Below are 15,422 nucleotides of genomic sequence, written 5' to 3'. Positions count from 1 at the left end.
GCACACCTTGTAGACGCCCGCCGGGCGCATTCCGTGAGGTGGGCATCAGAAAAGCTTGCCCGCTTTCACATCCGCCGGCTCTTCCAGCTCCAGCAGGAAGCGTTTCCGCTCCAGCCCGCCGGCATAACCCACCAGCGATCCGTCCGCTCCGACCACCCGGTGGCACGGCACGACGATGGACAGCGGGTTGTGGCCGTTGGCATGGCCGACGGCCTGGGCCAGATGCGGGTCGCCCAGCTCGGCTGCGAGCTGGCCGTACGAGCGGGTCTGGCCGTAGGGGATGTGCCGCAGCAGCGCCCACACCTTCAGCTTAAAGGGGTCGCCCTTCGGCGCCAGCGGCAGGTCGAACCCGGTGCGCCGGCCGGCGAAGTACTCGTCCAGTTGCGCGGTGACGGCTTCGAAGCCGACGGTGGTGCGGTCGCCGAACACTGCGGCAGCCGGCATCCGCTTGTGGCTTGGAAAGTAGAGCGCGGTCAGCGACCCGTCCTCGGCGACGGCCGTCAGTTCCCCGAGCGGGGTGTCGATGAGGGTGTGCACGCGGGTCATGGCGCTCCTTCGTCCGCTTTCATTCTCTCCCGTGCAGACGTTCCGGCGCGCGTTAATGTGAGCCCGCGCTACTGTTCCGCCTGCCTCCGGGCGGCGGCAGCCCGAAGTTCCGCGTTCTTCAGGCGCAGGTAGCCGATCAGCAGGATCAGCACCCATACGGCCAGCACCGCCACGACGAGCGTGAACAACAAGGGCAAGAACCCAAGCACCGAAACCATTGTCACCGTGTGTCTCCTCGAGCCGTCCCGCCGAATGCGGACAGTCCGGGCCAGCCTACCGGCGTCGGGAGTGCCGGCCTCGTGGACACACCGGCGGGGCGGCGCAGGGGGACGACGTGCCGCCGGGGTGCGTGGCCGCCGCGACGACGTGCCGCCGGGGCGGGTGGTCGGGGCGGGGCCCGTCAGCCGCGGTAACGGAACACCGTGTCCTGCCATTCCTTGTGCGCGGCCGGGTCGCTGCCCATGCTCACGTGTTTGATGTTCGTGTAGTCCTCCAGCGAATAGGCGGACATGTCCTTGCCGAAGCCGGACGCCTTGTACCCGCCGTGCGGCATTTCGGAGACGATCGGGATGTGGTCGTTGATCCAGACGCAGCCGGCCTGGATCTCGGCCGAGGCGCGCAGCGAACGGGCCAGGCTGCTGGTCCACGCGGAGGCGGCCAGCCCGTACTGCGTGTCATTGGCCAGCGCGAGGCCCTCGCCGTCGGTATCGAACGGAATCGCGGTCAGCACCGGGCCGAAGATTTCCTCGCGGACTATTTCCGCGTCCTGCCCGATGCCGGTGACCAGCGTGGGCCGGTAGTACGCACCGTCCGCCAGGTCGGCGCCGGGAGCGGCGCCGCCGGCGAGGATTTTCGCCCCCGCGTCCCGCGCCCGGTTCACGAAGCCCGCCACCTTGTCCCGGTGCGCGCGGCTGATCAGGGAGCCCATGTCGGTGGCGTCGTCGGTGGGGTCGCCGACCACCACCCGTTCCATCAGCTCGGCGACCCGTGCGGTGAAGGCGTCGAACAGCGGCCGCTGGATGTACGCCCGGGTGGCGGCGGTGCAGTCCTGGCCGCCGTTGATGGTGCAGCCGGCCACCGCTCCGTGCGCGGCGGCTTCCAGGTCCGCGTCGTCGAACACCACGAACGGTGCCTTGCCGCCCAGCTCCAGGTGCACGCGGTTTCCGCGCCCCGCGGCCAGCGCCATGATGCGGCGTCCGACGGCGGTGGAGCCGGTGAATGACGTCATGGCTACATCCGGGTGGGTCACCAGGGCCTCGCCCGCTTCCCGGCCGCCGCCGGTGACGATGTTGACCACGCCGTCCGGTATTCCGGCCGCGGCCGCGGCTTCGGCGAAGATCAGGCTGGTGCCCGGCGTGAGCTCGGAGGGCTTGAGCACAATGGTGTTGCCGGCGGCGATCGCCGGCAGGATCTTCCACGCGGCCATTTGCAGCGGGTAATTCCACGGCGCCACGGAACCCACCACGCCGATCGGCTCGCGCCGGATCATGGAGGTGCCGCCGGTGCCGTATTCGCCGGCCGCCACTCCCTGCAACTGGCGGGCCGCGCCCGCGAAGAAGGCCGCGTTGTCGACCGTCCCGGGTACGTCGAATCCGGTGGCCAGGCGGATGCTCTTGCCGGTCTGCGCGGTCTCCACCGCCGCCAGTTCCGCGGCCCTGCGGTCGAGTTCGGCCGCCAGCTTCAGCAGGGCCTCGGAACGTTCGGCGGGCGTCGCGCCGGCCCAGGCCGGGAAGGCGGTCTTGGCCGCCGCCACGGCGTCGTCCACGTCGGCCCCGGAAGCATAGGCGATGGTCTCCGCGGCCTCGCCGGTAGCCGGGTTCACGCGCGTGGCGCGCTCTCCGCGGCCCTCGCGGAGCCCGCCGTTGATGTACTGGTGCATCCTTGTCTCCTTTACGAGTCGAAGCCCATGCCGGCCGCGTCCATGGCTTTCAGCCAGGGGCCGCGCCGTCCCCGGTTGCGGTCGGCACGGATCAGGGCAGCGGTGGTGAGCTTGATGCCGAGCCAGGCGAGCGGCTCGGGCGGGAACGGCAGCGGCTTCCGCCGCACCAGCTCCAGTTCCGTCCGTTCCGTCGGCCGGCCGGACAGCAGGTCGAGCATCACGTTGGCGCCGAAGCGCGACGCTCCCACGCCGAGGCCGGTGAAGCCGGCGCAATAGGCCACCCGGCCGGCGTAGGCGGTGTCGAAGAAGGAGAAGAAGCGGCTGCAGGTATCGATGGCACCGCCCCAGGCGTGGCTGAAGCGCACGTCGGCCAGTTGCGGGAAGGTGGCGGCGAAGTGGGCGGCGAGCCGGCGGTAGGTTTCCGGGCGGTGGTCGTAGGAGTGCCGGAGCGACCTGCCGTAGTGGTAGACGGCGTCGTAGCCGCCGAACAGCATCCGGTCCTGCCCGTCGGCGTCGGTGGTCAGCCGGTAGTAATGGAACCGGTTGTCGTTGTCGGCGATGCCGAACCGCTCGGACCAGCCCAGCGATTCCCGTTGCCCGCCGGTCAGCGGTTCCGTCATCAACGCGTAGTCGTACACCGGGACGGTATGCAGCCGGGTGCGCGCCAGCAGCGACGGGAAGGCATTGGTCGCCAGCGCGACGCGTCCGGCGGCCACGGAGCCGGCGTCGGTGCGCAGCAGGATGGACCCCGCCCGCTGGGACAGGGAACGTGCCGGCGTGTGTTCATAAATCTCGACGCCGGCGCGCAGGCAGGCGTCGCGCAGCCCCCAGGCCAGTTTCGCCGGATGCACCATCGCCGTTCCCCGCCGGTCCCGCAACCCTGCCCGGTAGGCGGGGGAGGCCACCTGCTGTTGGACGGCGGCCTGGTCCAGGAACTCGAGCGCGGGGTCCTCGGCGGCCTCCTCGGCAAGCCAGCCGACGTGGTGCTCTTCGGTGGCCACGGACAGCGTGCCGGTGCGTTCAAAGCCGGCGTCGATCCCGTACCGGGCCAGGCTCTCTTCGATCTCGTCCAGGTTCTGCAAACCCAGCTTGTCCAGCAGTTCGTTTTCGCCGGGGAGGTGTCTTTGCCCGTTCGCGCTCCCGTGGGTCAGGCTGGCTTCGCAGAAGCCGCCGTTGCGGCCGGACGCGGCCCAGCCGATGCGGTTGCCCTCCAGGAGCACTACCGAGCGGTCCGGGTCGCGCTCCTTGGCCAGCAGCGCGGTCCACAACCCGGTGTAGCCGCCGCCGACCACCGCCAGGTCCGCCGTTACGGTGCCGCGCAAGGACGACAACGGTTCGGGGCGCGAGGGGTCATCCAGCCAGTACGGCGTCGGGGACGCCCCGGCCAACGCGGCGTCGAGGCGTGCGGCCGGGATCTGCTCTTCGGCACGGTCGTAGAACGTTTTCATGCAGCCGCCCCCTGCCGTTCGAACACCGGTTGGCCGGCCACCAGGGTCATGTCGGTGCCGACGGTGTGCAGTTCCTCCGGGGGAAGGCTGAACGGGTCGACGGTCAGCACGGCCAGGTCGGCCGGCGCCCCGGGAACAATCCGGCCGCCGTCGTCCTGGCGGTTCAGCCAGGCCGAGCCGGAGGTATAGGCGGCCAGCGCGGCCTGCAGGGACAGCGCCTCGCCCGGAAGCAGCGGCCCGTCGGAGCCGTCGTCCGGGTGCCGGCGGTTCACCGCCACGTGGATGGCCTGCCAAGGATCCGGGCTGGACACCGGCCAGTCCGAGCCCATCGCGAGCCGGGCGCCGGAGGCGGCCAGGGAGGCGAACGGGTACTGCCAGCCGGCCCGTTCCTCGCCGATCAGCGGCACGGTCAGCTCGCGCATCTGGGCGTCGTTGCAGGCCCAGAGCGCCTGCAGGTTCGCGGTGACGTCCAATTCGCCGAAGCGGGCGACGTCGGCGGGGTGGATGATCTGCAGATGCGCCATGTGGTGCCGGCCGCTGCCGGGGCCGTTTGCCCGCCGGGCACGCTCGACGGCGTCAAGTCCCTCCCGCACGGCGCGGTCGCCGATCACGTGCAGGTGCAGGTCGAAGCCGGCAGCATCCAGCGCCGTCACTACTGCCACCAGAACGTCCTCGGGAAGATAGGTCAGCCCGCGGACCGCCGTCGGGCCGTCCGCCGCGTTGTCCGGGGCGGCAGGGCTTTCGTGTCCGGCCGGGCCGGCACAGGCGCAGGGCTGCAGGTAGGGCTCCAACATGGCGGCGGTCCTGTTCTCCGGCACCCCGTCCACCATGATCTTGGCGCTGGTGGTGCGGAAACCGGCCGCCGCATTCTGCTCCCGGCGGGCGATAAAGTCCGCGACCAGGTCGGGGACCGTCGCCAGGCTGGTGTTCCGCGGCACCCACAGGGCTCCGGCGGCGCGGCCGGTCAGCCGGCCCTCGTCCAACAAGGCCCGGTACGCGGCGCTGGCCTCCGGATAGCCGGCGTAGTCGCCCAGGATCGCTTCCTGCCATCCGGTGACGCCTACCGAGTGGAGGTAGCCCTGGGCCTCCAGCAAACCGGCCCGCATGTCCTCGACCGTCGCCCGCGGGATGACCCGGTTGACCAGGTCCATGGCACCTTCGTGCAGGGTCCCGTCCGGGTTTCCGGAGGCATCGCGCTCCAGCAGGCCGTCCTTCGGGTCGGGGGTGGCGGCATCGATGCCGGCCAACTCCAGCGCGCGGCTGTTGACCCAGGCACTGTGGTGGTCCGCGTTGACCAGGTAGACCGGGCGGTCCGGGACCACCGCATCCAGCGCCTGCCGGGTCGGATAGCCGCCCGGGAAATCCGCCTTGTGCCAGCCGCCGCCGGTGATCCACCCGCCGTCGGCGGAGGAGGCACACGCGGCTATCCGGTCCAGCACCTCGTCGGCCCCGGCGCACAGGGACAGGTCGCAGCCCAACCGTTCCATCCCGCCCATCACGGCATGCACGTGGGCGTCCGTGAAGCCGGGCGCCAGCAGCCGGCCGCGCAGGTCCACGACGGTGGCATGAGGTCCCGCCGCCGCCCGGGCTTCGGCGTCGGTCCCGATGGCGGTGACCACCCCGTCCGCGACGGCGACGGCCGGGGCTCCGGACAGCAGGCGCCGTCCATCGAAGATCCTGCCGGAGTGAAAGATCCAGTCCGCCGCCATGGCCGCTCCTCTGACCCGGCGGATGCCGGAAATGAATGGGTTTCACTTATGACACAGTGACCGGGGTCTCTTTGTCAACGGATTTCGCTGGTTCCCCGGAACGTGACGGCGTCGGCCCGGCTCTGCCGGCAGCCCCGCGGCAGCGGCGTCGAAATACGCAACGAAGTAGTTGCTTAATCCGTGTGAGCGTAGGCTACCCTTACTTTGTTTCCATCCCTTGATCCGAGGAGGCCCGAGTTGGCCCTTTCACGCATGCGCGGATTGGCAGCTGCCGCCGCCGTCGTCCTGATGTCCCTGACCGCCTGTTCCACCGGTCCCGCGGGCGGAGGTTCCGAGGGAGGCCCGTCGGCCGCGGCGTCGGACCAGTTCCCGGTGACGGTGGAACACGCCTTCGGCGAGACGGTGATCGAAGAGCAGCCCGAACGCGTGGCCACCGTGTCCTGGGTTAATTCCGATGTGTCGCTGGCGCTGGGTGTGGTTCCGGTCGGCATGCCCAAAGAAGACTGGGGCGGAAACGAGAACGGGTCCACCCCGTGGCGTGACGCCAAGCTGGAGGAGCTGGGCGCCGCGATCGGCAGCGAGAATGCGCCCACCCTGTATTCGGAGGTGGACGGCATCGCCTTCGACGAGATTGCCGAGCTGGCCCCGGACGTCATCCTTGCCGCCTACTCCGGGTTGACCCAGGAGGACTACGACACACTCAGCAAGATCGCCCCGGTCGTCGCTTACCCGGAGACTCCCTACGGCACGGACTGGCAGGACTCCACCCGGCTGATCGGTCAGGCGCTCGGACGCAGTGCGGAAGCCGAGGACCTGGTGGCCGAAACCGAGCAGACCATCGTGGCCAAGGCCGCGGAGTACCCGCAGCTGGCTGGCAAGAGCTTCATCTACGGCAACCTTGAACCGGCCAAGGGCGACGGCGTGAACGTCTACACCGCCAACGACAACCGGCCCAAGTTCCTCACCAGCATTGGCATGGTGCAGGCGGATGTTGTTACCGAGGCCACCGCCGGCTCCGAGGAGTTCTTCATCCCGTGGTCGGCCGAGAAGGCCAACGAACTGGAATCCGATGTGTTCGTGACCTGGGTGCCGGATGACAAGACCGCCCGGCAAATCAGCAAGGACCCGCTGCTGGGCCAAATCCCGGCGATTAAAGACGGTGCGCTGGTGGCTGACTCGGACAATACGCTGACCCTGTCCATTTCCGCCGCATCGCCGCTGAGCCTGCCGTGGGCGCTGGATACCTTCCTGCCCATGCTTGCCGAGGCCGCTGACGCGGCTGACGCCGCCGCCGCCAAGTAGTCCGCGGCCGCCGATCCCCAGGACTACGGCGAGGGGCTCCCTCCGCGCAGCGTGAGCAGTGCCGGCGCGGGCAGGGTGCCCCTTTGCCTGTCCCGTCGCATAAGGTTGCCGGAGATTGCCTATCGCGGAAGGGGTGGGGGCGGTGAAGACCCGCGGGACCAGCCAGTCGTTGTCCGCCGGGTTGCTGATTGCCGGCATCCTGCTGGTGGCAGCCAACCTGCGCCCGGTGCTGACCAGCGTGGGCCCGCTGCTGGACCAGATCGGCGCGGACACCGGGCTGGGCACCACCGCCCTGGGCGTGCTCGCCGCGGTCCCGCTGCTGGCCTTCGGCGCGGTGTCCCCGCTGGCGCACGGACTGAGCGAAAAGTTCGGCGTCGAGCGCACGGTTTTCGGTGCCCTGATGCTGTTGGTGGCCGGGACGTTCCTGCGCCCGGTTCCCGGCGCCATCGCGAATCTGTGGATCGGCACCTTCCTGATCGGTGCGGCCATTGCCGTCTGCAACGTGATGCTGCCCGCGCTGCTCAAGCGGGACTTCCCGGACCGGATGGCCTCGCTGACCGGCGCCTATTCTGCTGTGCTGGGCGGCTGCGCATCCCTCGGCGCCGGCCTGGCGGTGCCGCTGGCGCTCCTTCCGGTGGGCGGCGGACCGGCCGGCTGGCGCTTCGCCCTGGCGGCGTTCGTGGTGCTGGCGGTGCCGGCCGTGCTGCTGTGGCTTCCCCGCCTGCGCGGCGGCACCGCGGCCGAAGAGCGGGCCCGTGCCGCCGCCGCGCCGGCTCTGGTCCGGGGTTCGGTGTGGAAGTCCGGCCTCGCCTGGCACGTGACGGTGTACATGGGCCTGCAGTCGATGACCTTCTACATTCTCATCACGTGGCTGCCCACCCTGGAACGCTTCCACGGCCGCGGGGACCTGGCCTCCGGCTGGGACCTCATGCTGTTCCAGCTGATCGGGGTGGTATCCAGCCTGCTGACCCCCGTTGCCCTGCGCGGGCCGACCCAGCGCCTGGCCGCTTCGCTGCCGCCCCTGCTGGTGGTGGCCGGCGGCCTGGGCATGATGCTGATGCCGCAGGTCATGCTGTTCTGGGTGCTGGTGGCGGGCTTCGGCTGCGGCAGCTCCCTGGTCACCGCGCTCTCGCTCTTCGGCCTGCGCACCCGCACCCACCGCGAAGCCGGCGCCCTCTCCGGCATGGCGCAGTCGATCGGATACCTGCTGGCCGCCGCCGGCCCGCCGATCTTCGGCGGGCTCTTTGCCGCCACCGGGGCCTGGGAAACCTCCCTGGCGCTGCTGTGCCTCATCGCCGTGGCGCAGGCGGCGATCGGGCTGCTGGTTGGACGGGACCGCTTCGCCTTCACACCGGTGAGCCCGACCGCGCCGGCCGGGTGAGCCCGTCCGCGCCGGCCGGGTGAACGGCCAAGCGACCGGGCGCCTGACAGTCTGGGCGGCGGCCGCCTACATGCCCTGGCGGTAGGTCTCCAGCTGCCGGAACCGGCGCTGCAGCGACTCGCGCCGGTGCTCGTCCTCGCCGGCGGTGAGCTCGATGTGGCGGCGGCCGAAGCGCCACAGCAGCAGATCGTCCAGCAGGCGGTCCGGTCCGGGGGAGTAGCGGTGTTCCAGGGCGGCGCGGACATCCGTGATGGTTTCCGGATTCAGCAAGGCCGCCAGCTCGGTCGTGGTCTTCAGGCCGTGCGCCGCCAGCAACTCCGCCGCCCAGCCCCAGTCGTCGTCGGACTTGCGGTCCACGTGCGGCAGCAGGGTCTGCCAGACCTCGCGGACCCGGCGGGGGGTCAGCGGCGCGGCGCCTTCGCCCTCTTCGTCCCAGTAGCCGGTGACGGTTTCGTAGCGGTCGTGGAGTTCGGCGAAGGCCGACTCGACTGCCTCCAGCATGGCCGCCGTGGCCGTGAACTGCCGGTCGAAATAGGGGCTCCAAGCACGCGGGTCAGCGGACTTGAAGCGGATATCGTGCTCCAGTTCCGACCAGGCGTGCGAAAGGATCGTACGGATCTGGACCTCGAAGAGGTAGCTGCCGGTGGCGCGGGCAGGTTCGCCCAGGGCCTGCTGGTACGCCTTCACCGCGTTGTTCTGCAGCGTGCGCAGGATCAGGTGGCGGCTGGCGTAGCCGTAGGTGCCGGACTCGATCGAGCCGATATCCTTCTCCCGGTCGGCGCGGCAGTCGAAGTCGCTGCGCTGGCGCTTGATCAGCGCGGCGGCCTGCCGGATCTGGTGCGGCAGGCTGACGATCACCCGTACGCCCACCAGATCCTGGATCTCGCGCAGCGGATCGGGGAATTCCAGCGCCGGGGCGCCGCCGGGTTCGGCCGGCTGGAGCATCCGCGACGCCTTGTCCCGGAAAGACTCCACGCTCTTGGTCCGGGCCGTGACGAACAGCGGCGTGAGTTCGGCGGTGCGGAAGATGTTGCGGATGTCCGACTGCAGCTGCGAGGTGACCGTTTCCAACGCCGGGCGAACCCGCTCGTAGTGCGCCGTGCTGGCTTCCACCTGCGGGCGCAGTTGCTCATCCAACCGATCCCAATGCATGCCCATGCTCCTGGCTCTCCTGCGGTAGCTTCATGCGGTAAGTGAATAACCTACCAAGACAGCGGCCGCGGAACGTATCCGCAGGATGCCGGGAGCGGGCTGCGGGCCCGCGGCGAACGCACCCAGTTCGGGGCGCGCCCGCCGCGCCGGCTCAGCCCGCGGCGTGCGTGTCCGCCAGCTCCAGCACCTCGTCCAGGATGGCCAAGCCGGTGCGTGCATCCTCCGCACTGATGTTCAGCGGCGGCACCACATGGATCCGGTTGAAGTTGGCGAACGGCAGCAGCCCGCGGGACTTGCAGGCCGCGATCAGCTCGTTCATCTCCGGGCTGGAGGAACCGTATGGCGCCAGCGGTTCGCGCGTGGCCCGGTCGCGGACCAGTTCCACCGCCCAGAAGGCCCCGACGCCGCGGACCTCGCCGACCGACGGGTGCTTGGCCGCCAGCTCCGCAAGTCCCGGGCCGAACACCGTGGTGCCCAGCTCCGCCGCATGCTCGACCATCTTCTCGTCCCGCATCGCGTTGATCGTGGCCACCGCCGCGGCGCAGGCCAGCGGGTGCCCGGAGTAGGTCAGCCCGCCGGGGTAGGCGCGTTGGGCGAAGGTCGCGTAGATCTCCTCGGAGATCGCCACGCCGCCCAGCGGCACGTAGCCGGAGTTCACGCCCTTGGCGAAGGTGAGCAGGTCCGGCACCACGCCGGCGTGGTCGATGGCGAACCACTTGCCGGCACGGCCGAACCCGGCCATCACCTCGTCCGCGATGAACACGATCCCGTATTTGGTCGCCAGGTCGCGGACACCCTGGAGGTAGCCGGGCGGGGGCACCATGACGCCCGCGGTGCCCGGGATCGATTCCAGCACGATGGCGGCGATGTTGGCCGCTCCTTCCAGCTGGATCGTGGTTTCCAGGTGTTCCAGCGCGCGCTGGCATTCCTGCGCCTCGTCGGCGGAGTGGAACTGGCTGCGGTACAGGAAGGGGGCGTGGAAGTGGACCGTGCCGGCGTTGCCGTAGTCGTTCGCCACCCGCCGGGGGTCGCCGGTGATGTTGACCGCCAGCGCCGTCCCGCCGTGGTAGGAGCGATAGGCGGAGAGCACCTTGTAGCGGCCGGTGTGGAGACGGGCCATCCGGACCGCGTGCTCCACGGCGTCCGCGCCGCCGTTCGTGAAGAAGACCCGGTTCAGGTCCCCGGGGGTCAGCTCGGCGATCAGCCGCGCGGCCTCGGACCGGGCGGCGTTCGCATGCTGCGGCGCCACGGTGCACAGCAGCCCGGCCTGCTCCTGGATGGCCGCGACCACCTTGGGATGCTGGTGGCCGATATTGGTGTTCACCAGCTGCGAGGAGAAGTCCAGCAGCTTGTTGCCCTCGCCGTCCCAGACCCAGGACCCCTCCGCCCGGGTGACAACCATAGGGGTGATCTGTTCCTGGGCGGACCAGGAATGGAACACATGCTGCCGGTCCAGCTGGTAGGCGCGGCGTCCGGCTTCCAGCTCGGCCGAACTCAACGGTGTGCCTGTGGTGGTGGTCATGGCTCTCTCCTCCTAGATGTTCTGCGGGAAGCCCAGGTTGATGCCGCCGTGGCTCGGGTCCAGCCAGCGCGAGGTCACAACCTTGCCGCGGGTGAAGAAGTGCACGCCCTCGGAACCATGCGCATGGCTGTCACCGAACAGCGAGTTCTTCCAGCCGCCGAACGAGTAGTACGCCATGGGCACCGGGATCGGCACGTTGATCCCCACCATACCCACCTGCACCTCGTTCTCGAAGCGGCGGGCGGCACCGCCGTCGTTGGTGAAAATCGCCGTGCCGTTGCCGTACTGATTCTCGTTGATCAGCGCCAGCCCTTCGTCGTAGCCCGGCACCCGCACCACCGACAGGACCGGTCCGAAGATCTCATCCGTGTAGATGGACATCTCCGGCGTCACCCGGTCGAACAGCGTCGGGGCCAGGAAGAAGCCGTCGCCCTCCGCATCCGGTTCCACGGTGCGCCCGTCCAGCACCAGTTCGGCGCCTGCTTCAACGCCTGCCGTGATGTAGCCGGCCACCTTGTCCCGGTGAGCCGCCGTGATCAGGGGCCCCATATCCGTGCCGCGCAGGCCGTCGCCCACGCGCAGCTTTGCGGTCCGCTCGGCGATCTTGGCCACCAGTTCGTCCGCGACGGACTCCACTGCCACCACCGCGGAGATCGCCATGCAGCGCTCGCCGGCCGCGCCGTAGCCGGCGTTGACCGCGGCATCGGCGGCCAGGTCCAGGTCGGCATCGGGGAGCACCAGCATGTGGTTCTTGGCCCCGCCCAGCGCCTGCACCCGCTTGCCGGAGGCCGTGCCGCGCTCATACACGTAGCGGGCGATCGGCGTCGACCCGACGAAGGAAACGGACTTGATCTCGGGGTGCTCCAGCAGGGCGTCCACGGCTTCCTTGTCGCCGTGCACCACGTTAAAGACGCCGTCGGGCAGCCCGGCTTCCTTCCACAGCTCGGCCATCCAATTAGCGGCCGTCGGGTCCTTTTCGCTGGGCTTCAGGACCACGGTGTTGCCGCTGGCGATCGCCACCGGGAAGAACCACATGGGTACCATCGCGGGGAAGTTGAAGGGCGAGATGATCGCGGCCGGCCCCACCGGCTGCCGGATCGAGTGCACGTCCACCTTGGTGGAGGCGTTCTCGGTGTAGCCGCCCTTCAGCAGGTGCGGGATGCCGCAGGCGAATTCCACAACCTCCTGCCCGCGCGACACCTCGCCGAGCGCGTCGTCCAGCACCTTGCCGTGCTCGGCGGTGATGATGGCGGCCAGTTCGCCCTTGCGCGCGTTCAGCAGCTCACGGAAGTTGAACAGGATCTGCATGCGGCGGGCCAGCGACGTGTCGCGCCAGGCCGGGAACGCTGCCGCTGCCGCCTGCACCGCTTGATCGACGACGGCGGTGCTGGCCAGGGCGACGCGGGCGGAGACCTTGCCGGTGGCCGGGTTGCTCACGTCGCCGAGTCGGCTGTCGGGCTCCGGGGCGGTGTAGGTCCCCTGGATCCAGTGCTGGATGGTCTGCATGGTGCTCCTTGCTTTGAGTTGTTACCCGCACTTGGCCGCGGCCACGAAGTGAACCGGGACACGTGCGAAGGGTCTTCCCCTATCCTCGGGTGCCCGGACTGCCGGTGCCACTGACACTCTGTCGGAAGATACGCGCTGGGGCTTACACTGTGTCAATGCAGCTGAGCGTGCGGGACGTACTCGACCTCGAGGTGGTGCGGGCCGGCGAACCCGAGGTCCTCTCGGGCGCCGACGCCTTGGCCTCGCCCGTCCGCTGGGTCCACGTGGCCGAGCTGCGGAGCCTTGCCGGCCTGCTGGAGGGCGGCGAGCTGGTCCTGACCACCGGCCTGGCGTTCGAGGACTCCGCCGCCGACGCGACCCGCTACCTCGCCGAGCTGGCAGCGGCAGGGGCCGCCGCCGTCATCGTCGAAATCACCGCCCAGAGACCGCAGGCCGCCGCCGCGCTGCGCGAGGCCGGCCGCACCGCCGGCCTGCCGGTCATCCTGGTGACCCGCCGCATCAGGTTCGTGGAGGTCACCGAGGTGGTCCACCGCATGCTGGTGGCCGGACAGCTGGCGCAGCTGGAGCGATCGCGCCAGGTGCACGAGGTTTTCACCATGCTCAGCCTGGAGAACGCCCCGCCGGAAGAGATCGTGGCCCGGGCCGCCGAACTGATCAATGCCCCTGTGGTGCTGGAAGACGTGGCCCATCTGGTGCTCGCGTTCGCCCCGGCCGGCATGCCTGCTTCCGAACTGCTCGACGGCTGGGCCGAACGCTCGCGCCTGGTGCACTATCGCGAGGAGACGGCCCGTGCCGGATCGGCAGGATGGCTGCAGGCGCCGGTGGGACTGCGCGGCCAGCGCTGGGGCCGCCTCGTGGTGCCGGTGGCGGGCGAACCGTTGGCCGGCGGGCGGGCGGGCGGGACTGCCGAAACCGCCGACGCCGACGCCGCCATGGTGCTGGAGCGGGCCGGCCAGGCCCTGACCATCAACCGCATGGCGGAACGGGACCAGCGCGAACTTGCCCACCAAGCCCGCTCCGGCCTGCTGCACGAACTCCGCCGGCCCGGCGCACTGGACGAGGCCGAGGCCCTGGCCAGGGCTGCGGCCCTGGGGCTGGCGTCCGCTCCGGTCTACCTGCCGGTGGTGTTCCAGTTGGCGCGGCCTGCCGCCGAGGAACCGATCGAACTGCAGCGGCGGGAGCGGGCGCTGCTGGACCTGCTGAACAGTGTGGCCGCGGCCGCCCGGGTGTCGGCGCTGGCGGCGAGCCTGCAGGCCGGCTCTATCGGGCTGTTGGTCTCGGTGCCGGCCAGACAGCTGGAAGACCCGGTGCTGGAACGGCTGTGCGGCCAGTTGGCCGAGCAGACCAGCCCCGACTGGACCGTGGGGGTTGGCCGCGGCCGGCCGGAGCTGCTGGCCGCTGCGGCGGGGATGGACGAAGCGGCACATGTAGCCGAAGCCGCGGCCGGGCTCGGCACCGGCAAACGGTTCTACCGCTCTTCGGACGTCCGGTTGCGCGGCGTGCTCTCCCTGCTGCGCGACGATCCGCGCGTGGCCGCCTTCGCCGACGCCGAACTCGCCGCCGTCGCCCACGACCGCGACGCCCTGGACCTGCTGCAGCGGTATCTGGAGGCCGGAGGCAACAAGGCCCGGCTCGCGCGCGACGGTTACCTCAGCCGCCCCACGCTTTATGCGAGGCTGGCGCGCCTGCAGGAGCAGCTCGGCGTCCCGCTCGAGGACGCCGAGTCGCGGACGTCGCTGCACGTGGCCCTGCTGCTGCACCGGCTGCGCGGCTGACCCGGCCGGCCCGGCGCAGGCGAGGCCGGCAGCGAACCCTTGCCAGCGGTGGCCGACCGGCCGATATGGTGGAGGCATGAGCCAGAGCAGCGACACGGCGGAGTTCAGCACCAAGGGCGCCTACGTCCACAGCGGCGAAGAATTCGACCGGGACACGAACTACATCGAGGACCGGATCGTGGCCGATCCCGATGCCGTGCGTGCCTCGGACGGGCCGACCGGCGGCACCATCGGCAACCCGAACGGCGGCCTCGGCGACGGCGCCAAAGCCTGGCCGGTGGAGGCCGGCCGCTACCGCCTGGTCGCCGCCCGCGCCTGCCCCTGGGCCAATCGCGCCATCATCGTCCGGCGCCTGCTCGGGCTCGAGGACGCCATTTCGCTCGGCCTGCCCGGCCCCACCCACGATGCCCGTTCCTGGACCTTTGACCTGGACCCCGGCGGCCGGGACCCGGTTTTGGGCACCGAGCGCCTGCAGGAGAACTACTTCAAGCGCTTCCCGGACTACCCCCGCGGCATCACCGTGCCGGCCATCGTGGACGAGGCGAGCGGCGCCGTCGTCACCAATGACTACCCGCAGATGACCCTGGACTTCTCCACCGAGTGGAAGGAATTCCACCGCGACGGCGCCCCGGACCTGCTGCCCGCGGACAAGCTCGACGAAATGCAGCCGGTCATCAAGCGCATCTACACCGAGGTCAACAATGGCGTCTACCGCTGCGGTTTCGCCGGTTCGCAGGAAGCCTACAACGCCGCCTACGACCGGCTCTGGGCCGCCATGGATTGGCTCGAGGAGCGCCTCACCAGCCGGCGCTACCTGATGGGCGACACCATCACCGAGGCGGACGTCCGCCTCTTCACCACGCTGGCCCGCTTCGACGCCGTCTACCACGGCCACTTCAAGTGCAACCGGAACAAGCTGACCGAGATGCCCGCGCTGTGGGGCTACGCCCGTGACCTCTTCCAGACCCCGGGCTTCGGCGACACCACCGACTTCGTGCAGATCAAGCAGCACTATTACATCGTGCACGAGGACATCAATCCCACCCGGATCGTTCCGCAAGGCCCCGAGCTCTCCGTCTGGCTGACCGATCACGGCCGCGAGGCCCTCGGTGGCAGCCCCTTCGGGGACGGCACCGCACCGGGTCCGGTGCGCGAATCCGAACGTGTCACCGCCGGCCACAACCCGCTCTACCCCGCGTAGC

Annotated in this window: 12 protein-coding genes; 4 read left to right on the top strand and 8 right to left on the bottom strand. The window is 70.2% G+C overall.

Annotated elements, in window-relative coordinates:
• Positions 1 to 45: 45 nt before the first annotated feature.
• From AC5RVZ_RS06675 to AC5RVZ_RS06655, 5 genes are all read right to left on the bottom strand, one after another.
• A complete protein-coding gene (locus AC5RVZ_RS06675; protein ID WP_494064989.1) occupies positions 46 to 546 on the bottom strand; it encodes a methylated-DNA--[protein]-cysteine S-methyltransferase in 501 nt (166 codons plus the stop codon).
• A gap of 68 nt (positions 547 to 614) precedes the next feature.
• Positions 615 to 770: a hypothetical protein gene (locus AC5RVZ_RS06670; RefSeq protein ID WP_494064988.1), complete on the bottom strand. Its 156-nt coding sequence runs from the start codon at positions 768 to 770 to the stop codon at positions 615 to 617.
• A gap of 176 nt (positions 771 to 946) precedes the next feature.
• Complete coding sequence (locus AC5RVZ_RS06665; protein WP_494064987.1) at positions 947 to 2,425, bottom strand: gamma-aminobutyraldehyde dehydrogenase; 1,479 nt, start codon at positions 2,423 to 2,425, stop codon at positions 947 to 949.
• A gap of 11 nt (positions 2,426 to 2,436) precedes the next feature.
• Positions 2,437 to 3,873, bottom strand: coding sequence for an NAD(P)/FAD-dependent oxidoreductase (locus tag AC5RVZ_RS06660; protein WP_494064986.1), 1,437 nt, complete (start codon positions 3,871 to 3,873; stop codon positions 2,437 to 2,439).
• Positions 3,870 to 5,582: an amidohydrolase gene (locus AC5RVZ_RS06655; RefSeq protein WP_494064985.1), complete on the bottom strand. Its 1,713-nt coding sequence runs from the start codon at positions 5,580 to 5,582 to the stop codon at positions 3,870 to 3,872. The genes AC5RVZ_RS06660 and AC5RVZ_RS06655 overlap by 4 nt, the downstream gene beginning before the upstream one ends.
• A gap of 252 nt (positions 5,583 to 5,834) precedes the next feature.
• Here AC5RVZ_RS06655 and AC5RVZ_RS06650 point away from each other — a divergent pair, with 252 nt between their 5' ends.
• Positions 5,835 to 6,884, top strand: coding sequence for an iron-siderophore ABC transporter substrate-binding protein (locus AC5RVZ_RS06650; RefSeq protein ID WP_494065505.1), 1,050 nt, complete (start codon positions 5,835 to 5,837; stop codon positions 6,882 to 6,884).
• A 115-nt stretch (positions 6,885 to 6,999) separates the two neighbouring features.
• The gene (locus tag AC5RVZ_RS06645; protein WP_494064984.1) at positions 7,000 to 8,265 is read left to right on the top strand and encodes an MFS transporter; all 1,266 of its coding nucleotides are present in this window, start codon (positions 7,000 to 7,002) and stop codon (positions 8,263 to 8,265) included.
• A gap of 66 nt (positions 8,266 to 8,331) precedes the next feature.
• Here AC5RVZ_RS06645 and AC5RVZ_RS06640 read toward each other — a convergent pair whose 3' ends face one another.
• The 3 genes from AC5RVZ_RS06640 to AC5RVZ_RS06630 form a co-directional block, all read right to left on the bottom strand.
• Positions 8,332 to 9,423 (bottom strand): GTP pyrophosphokinase, encoded by a 1,092-nt coding sequence (locus AC5RVZ_RS06640; RefSeq protein WP_494000753.1) that lies wholly within the window; start codon positions 9,421 to 9,423, stop codon positions 8,332 to 8,334.
• 145 nt (positions 9,424 to 9,568) lie between these two features.
• Positions 9,569 to 10,939: an aspartate aminotransferase family protein gene (locus AC5RVZ_RS06635; RefSeq protein ID WP_494064983.1), complete on the bottom strand. Its 1,371-nt coding sequence runs from the start codon at positions 10,937 to 10,939 to the stop codon at positions 9,569 to 9,571.
• A 12-nt stretch (positions 10,940 to 10,951) separates the two neighbouring features.
• Positions 10,952 to 12,445 carry a CoA-acylating methylmalonate-semialdehyde dehydrogenase gene (locus AC5RVZ_RS06630; RefSeq protein WP_494064982.1) on the bottom strand — a complete coding sequence of 498 codons (1,494 nt, stop codon included), beginning with the start codon at positions 12,443 to 12,445 and terminating at the stop codon, positions 10,952 to 10,954.
• A gap of 155 nt (positions 12,446 to 12,600) precedes the next feature.
• Between AC5RVZ_RS06630 and AC5RVZ_RS06625 the strand changes: the two genes are divergently transcribed.
• Positions 12,601 to 14,220 carry a PucR family transcriptional regulator gene (locus AC5RVZ_RS06625; RefSeq protein ID WP_494064981.1) on the top strand — a complete coding sequence of 540 codons (1,620 nt, stop codon included), beginning with the start codon at positions 12,601 to 12,603 and terminating at the stop codon, positions 14,218 to 14,220.
• Positions 14,221 to 14,296: 76 nt separating this feature from the next.
• Positions 14,297 to 15,421: a glutathione S-transferase family protein gene (locus AC5RVZ_RS06620; RefSeq protein WP_494064980.1), complete on the top strand. Its 1,125-nt coding sequence runs from the start codon at positions 14,297 to 14,299 to the stop codon at positions 15,419 to 15,421.
• Position 15,422: the final 1 nt, after the last annotated feature.

It is taken from the genome of Arthrobacter sp. Cza30 (assembly GCF_059090765.1).
The sequence above is the reverse complement of the archived record's forward strand: the minus strand, read 5'-3'. Positions and strand labels throughout refer to the sequence as shown.

Bases quoted from the DNA above. Each gene is read 5' to 3' on its own strand.
- AC5RVZ_RS06630 (WP_494064982.1), bottom strand. From the start codon at position 12,445: ATGCAGACCATCCAGCACTGGATCCAGGGGACCTACACCGCCCCGGAG.
- AC5RVZ_RS06635 (WP_494064983.1), bottom strand. From the start codon at position 10,939: ATGACCACCACCACAGGCACACCGTTGAGTTCGGCCGAGCTGGAAGCC.
- AC5RVZ_RS06640 (WP_494000753.1), bottom strand. From the start codon at position 9,423: ATGGGCATGCATTGGGATCGGTTGGATGAGCAACTGCGCCCGCAGGTG.
- AC5RVZ_RS06655 (WP_494064985.1), bottom strand. From the start codon at position 5,582: ATGGCGGCGGACTGGATCTTTCACTCCGGCAGGATCTTCGATGGACGG.
- AC5RVZ_RS06675 (WP_494064989.1), bottom strand. From the start codon at position 546: ATGACCCGCGTGCACACCCTCATCGACACCCCGCTCGGGGAACTGACG.
- AC5RVZ_RS06620 (WP_494064980.1), top strand. From the start codon at position 14,297: ATGAGCCAGAGCAGCGACACGGCGGAGTTCAGCACCAAGGGCGCCTAC.
- AC5RVZ_RS06665 (WP_494064987.1), bottom strand. From the start codon at position 2,425: ATGCACCAGTACATCAACGGCGGGCTCCGCGAGGGCCGCGGAGAGCGC.
- AC5RVZ_RS06660 (WP_494064986.1), bottom strand. From the start codon at position 3,873: ATGAAAACGTTCTACGACCGTGCCGAAGAGCAGATCCCGGCCGCACGC.
- AC5RVZ_RS06625 (WP_494064981.1), top strand. From the start codon at position 12,601: ATGCAGCTGAGCGTGCGGGACGTACTCGACCTCGAGGTGGTGCGGGCC.
- AC5RVZ_RS06650 (WP_494065505.1), top strand. From the start codon at position 5,835: ATGCGCGGATTGGCAGCTGCCGCCGCCGTCGTCCTGATGTCCCTGACC.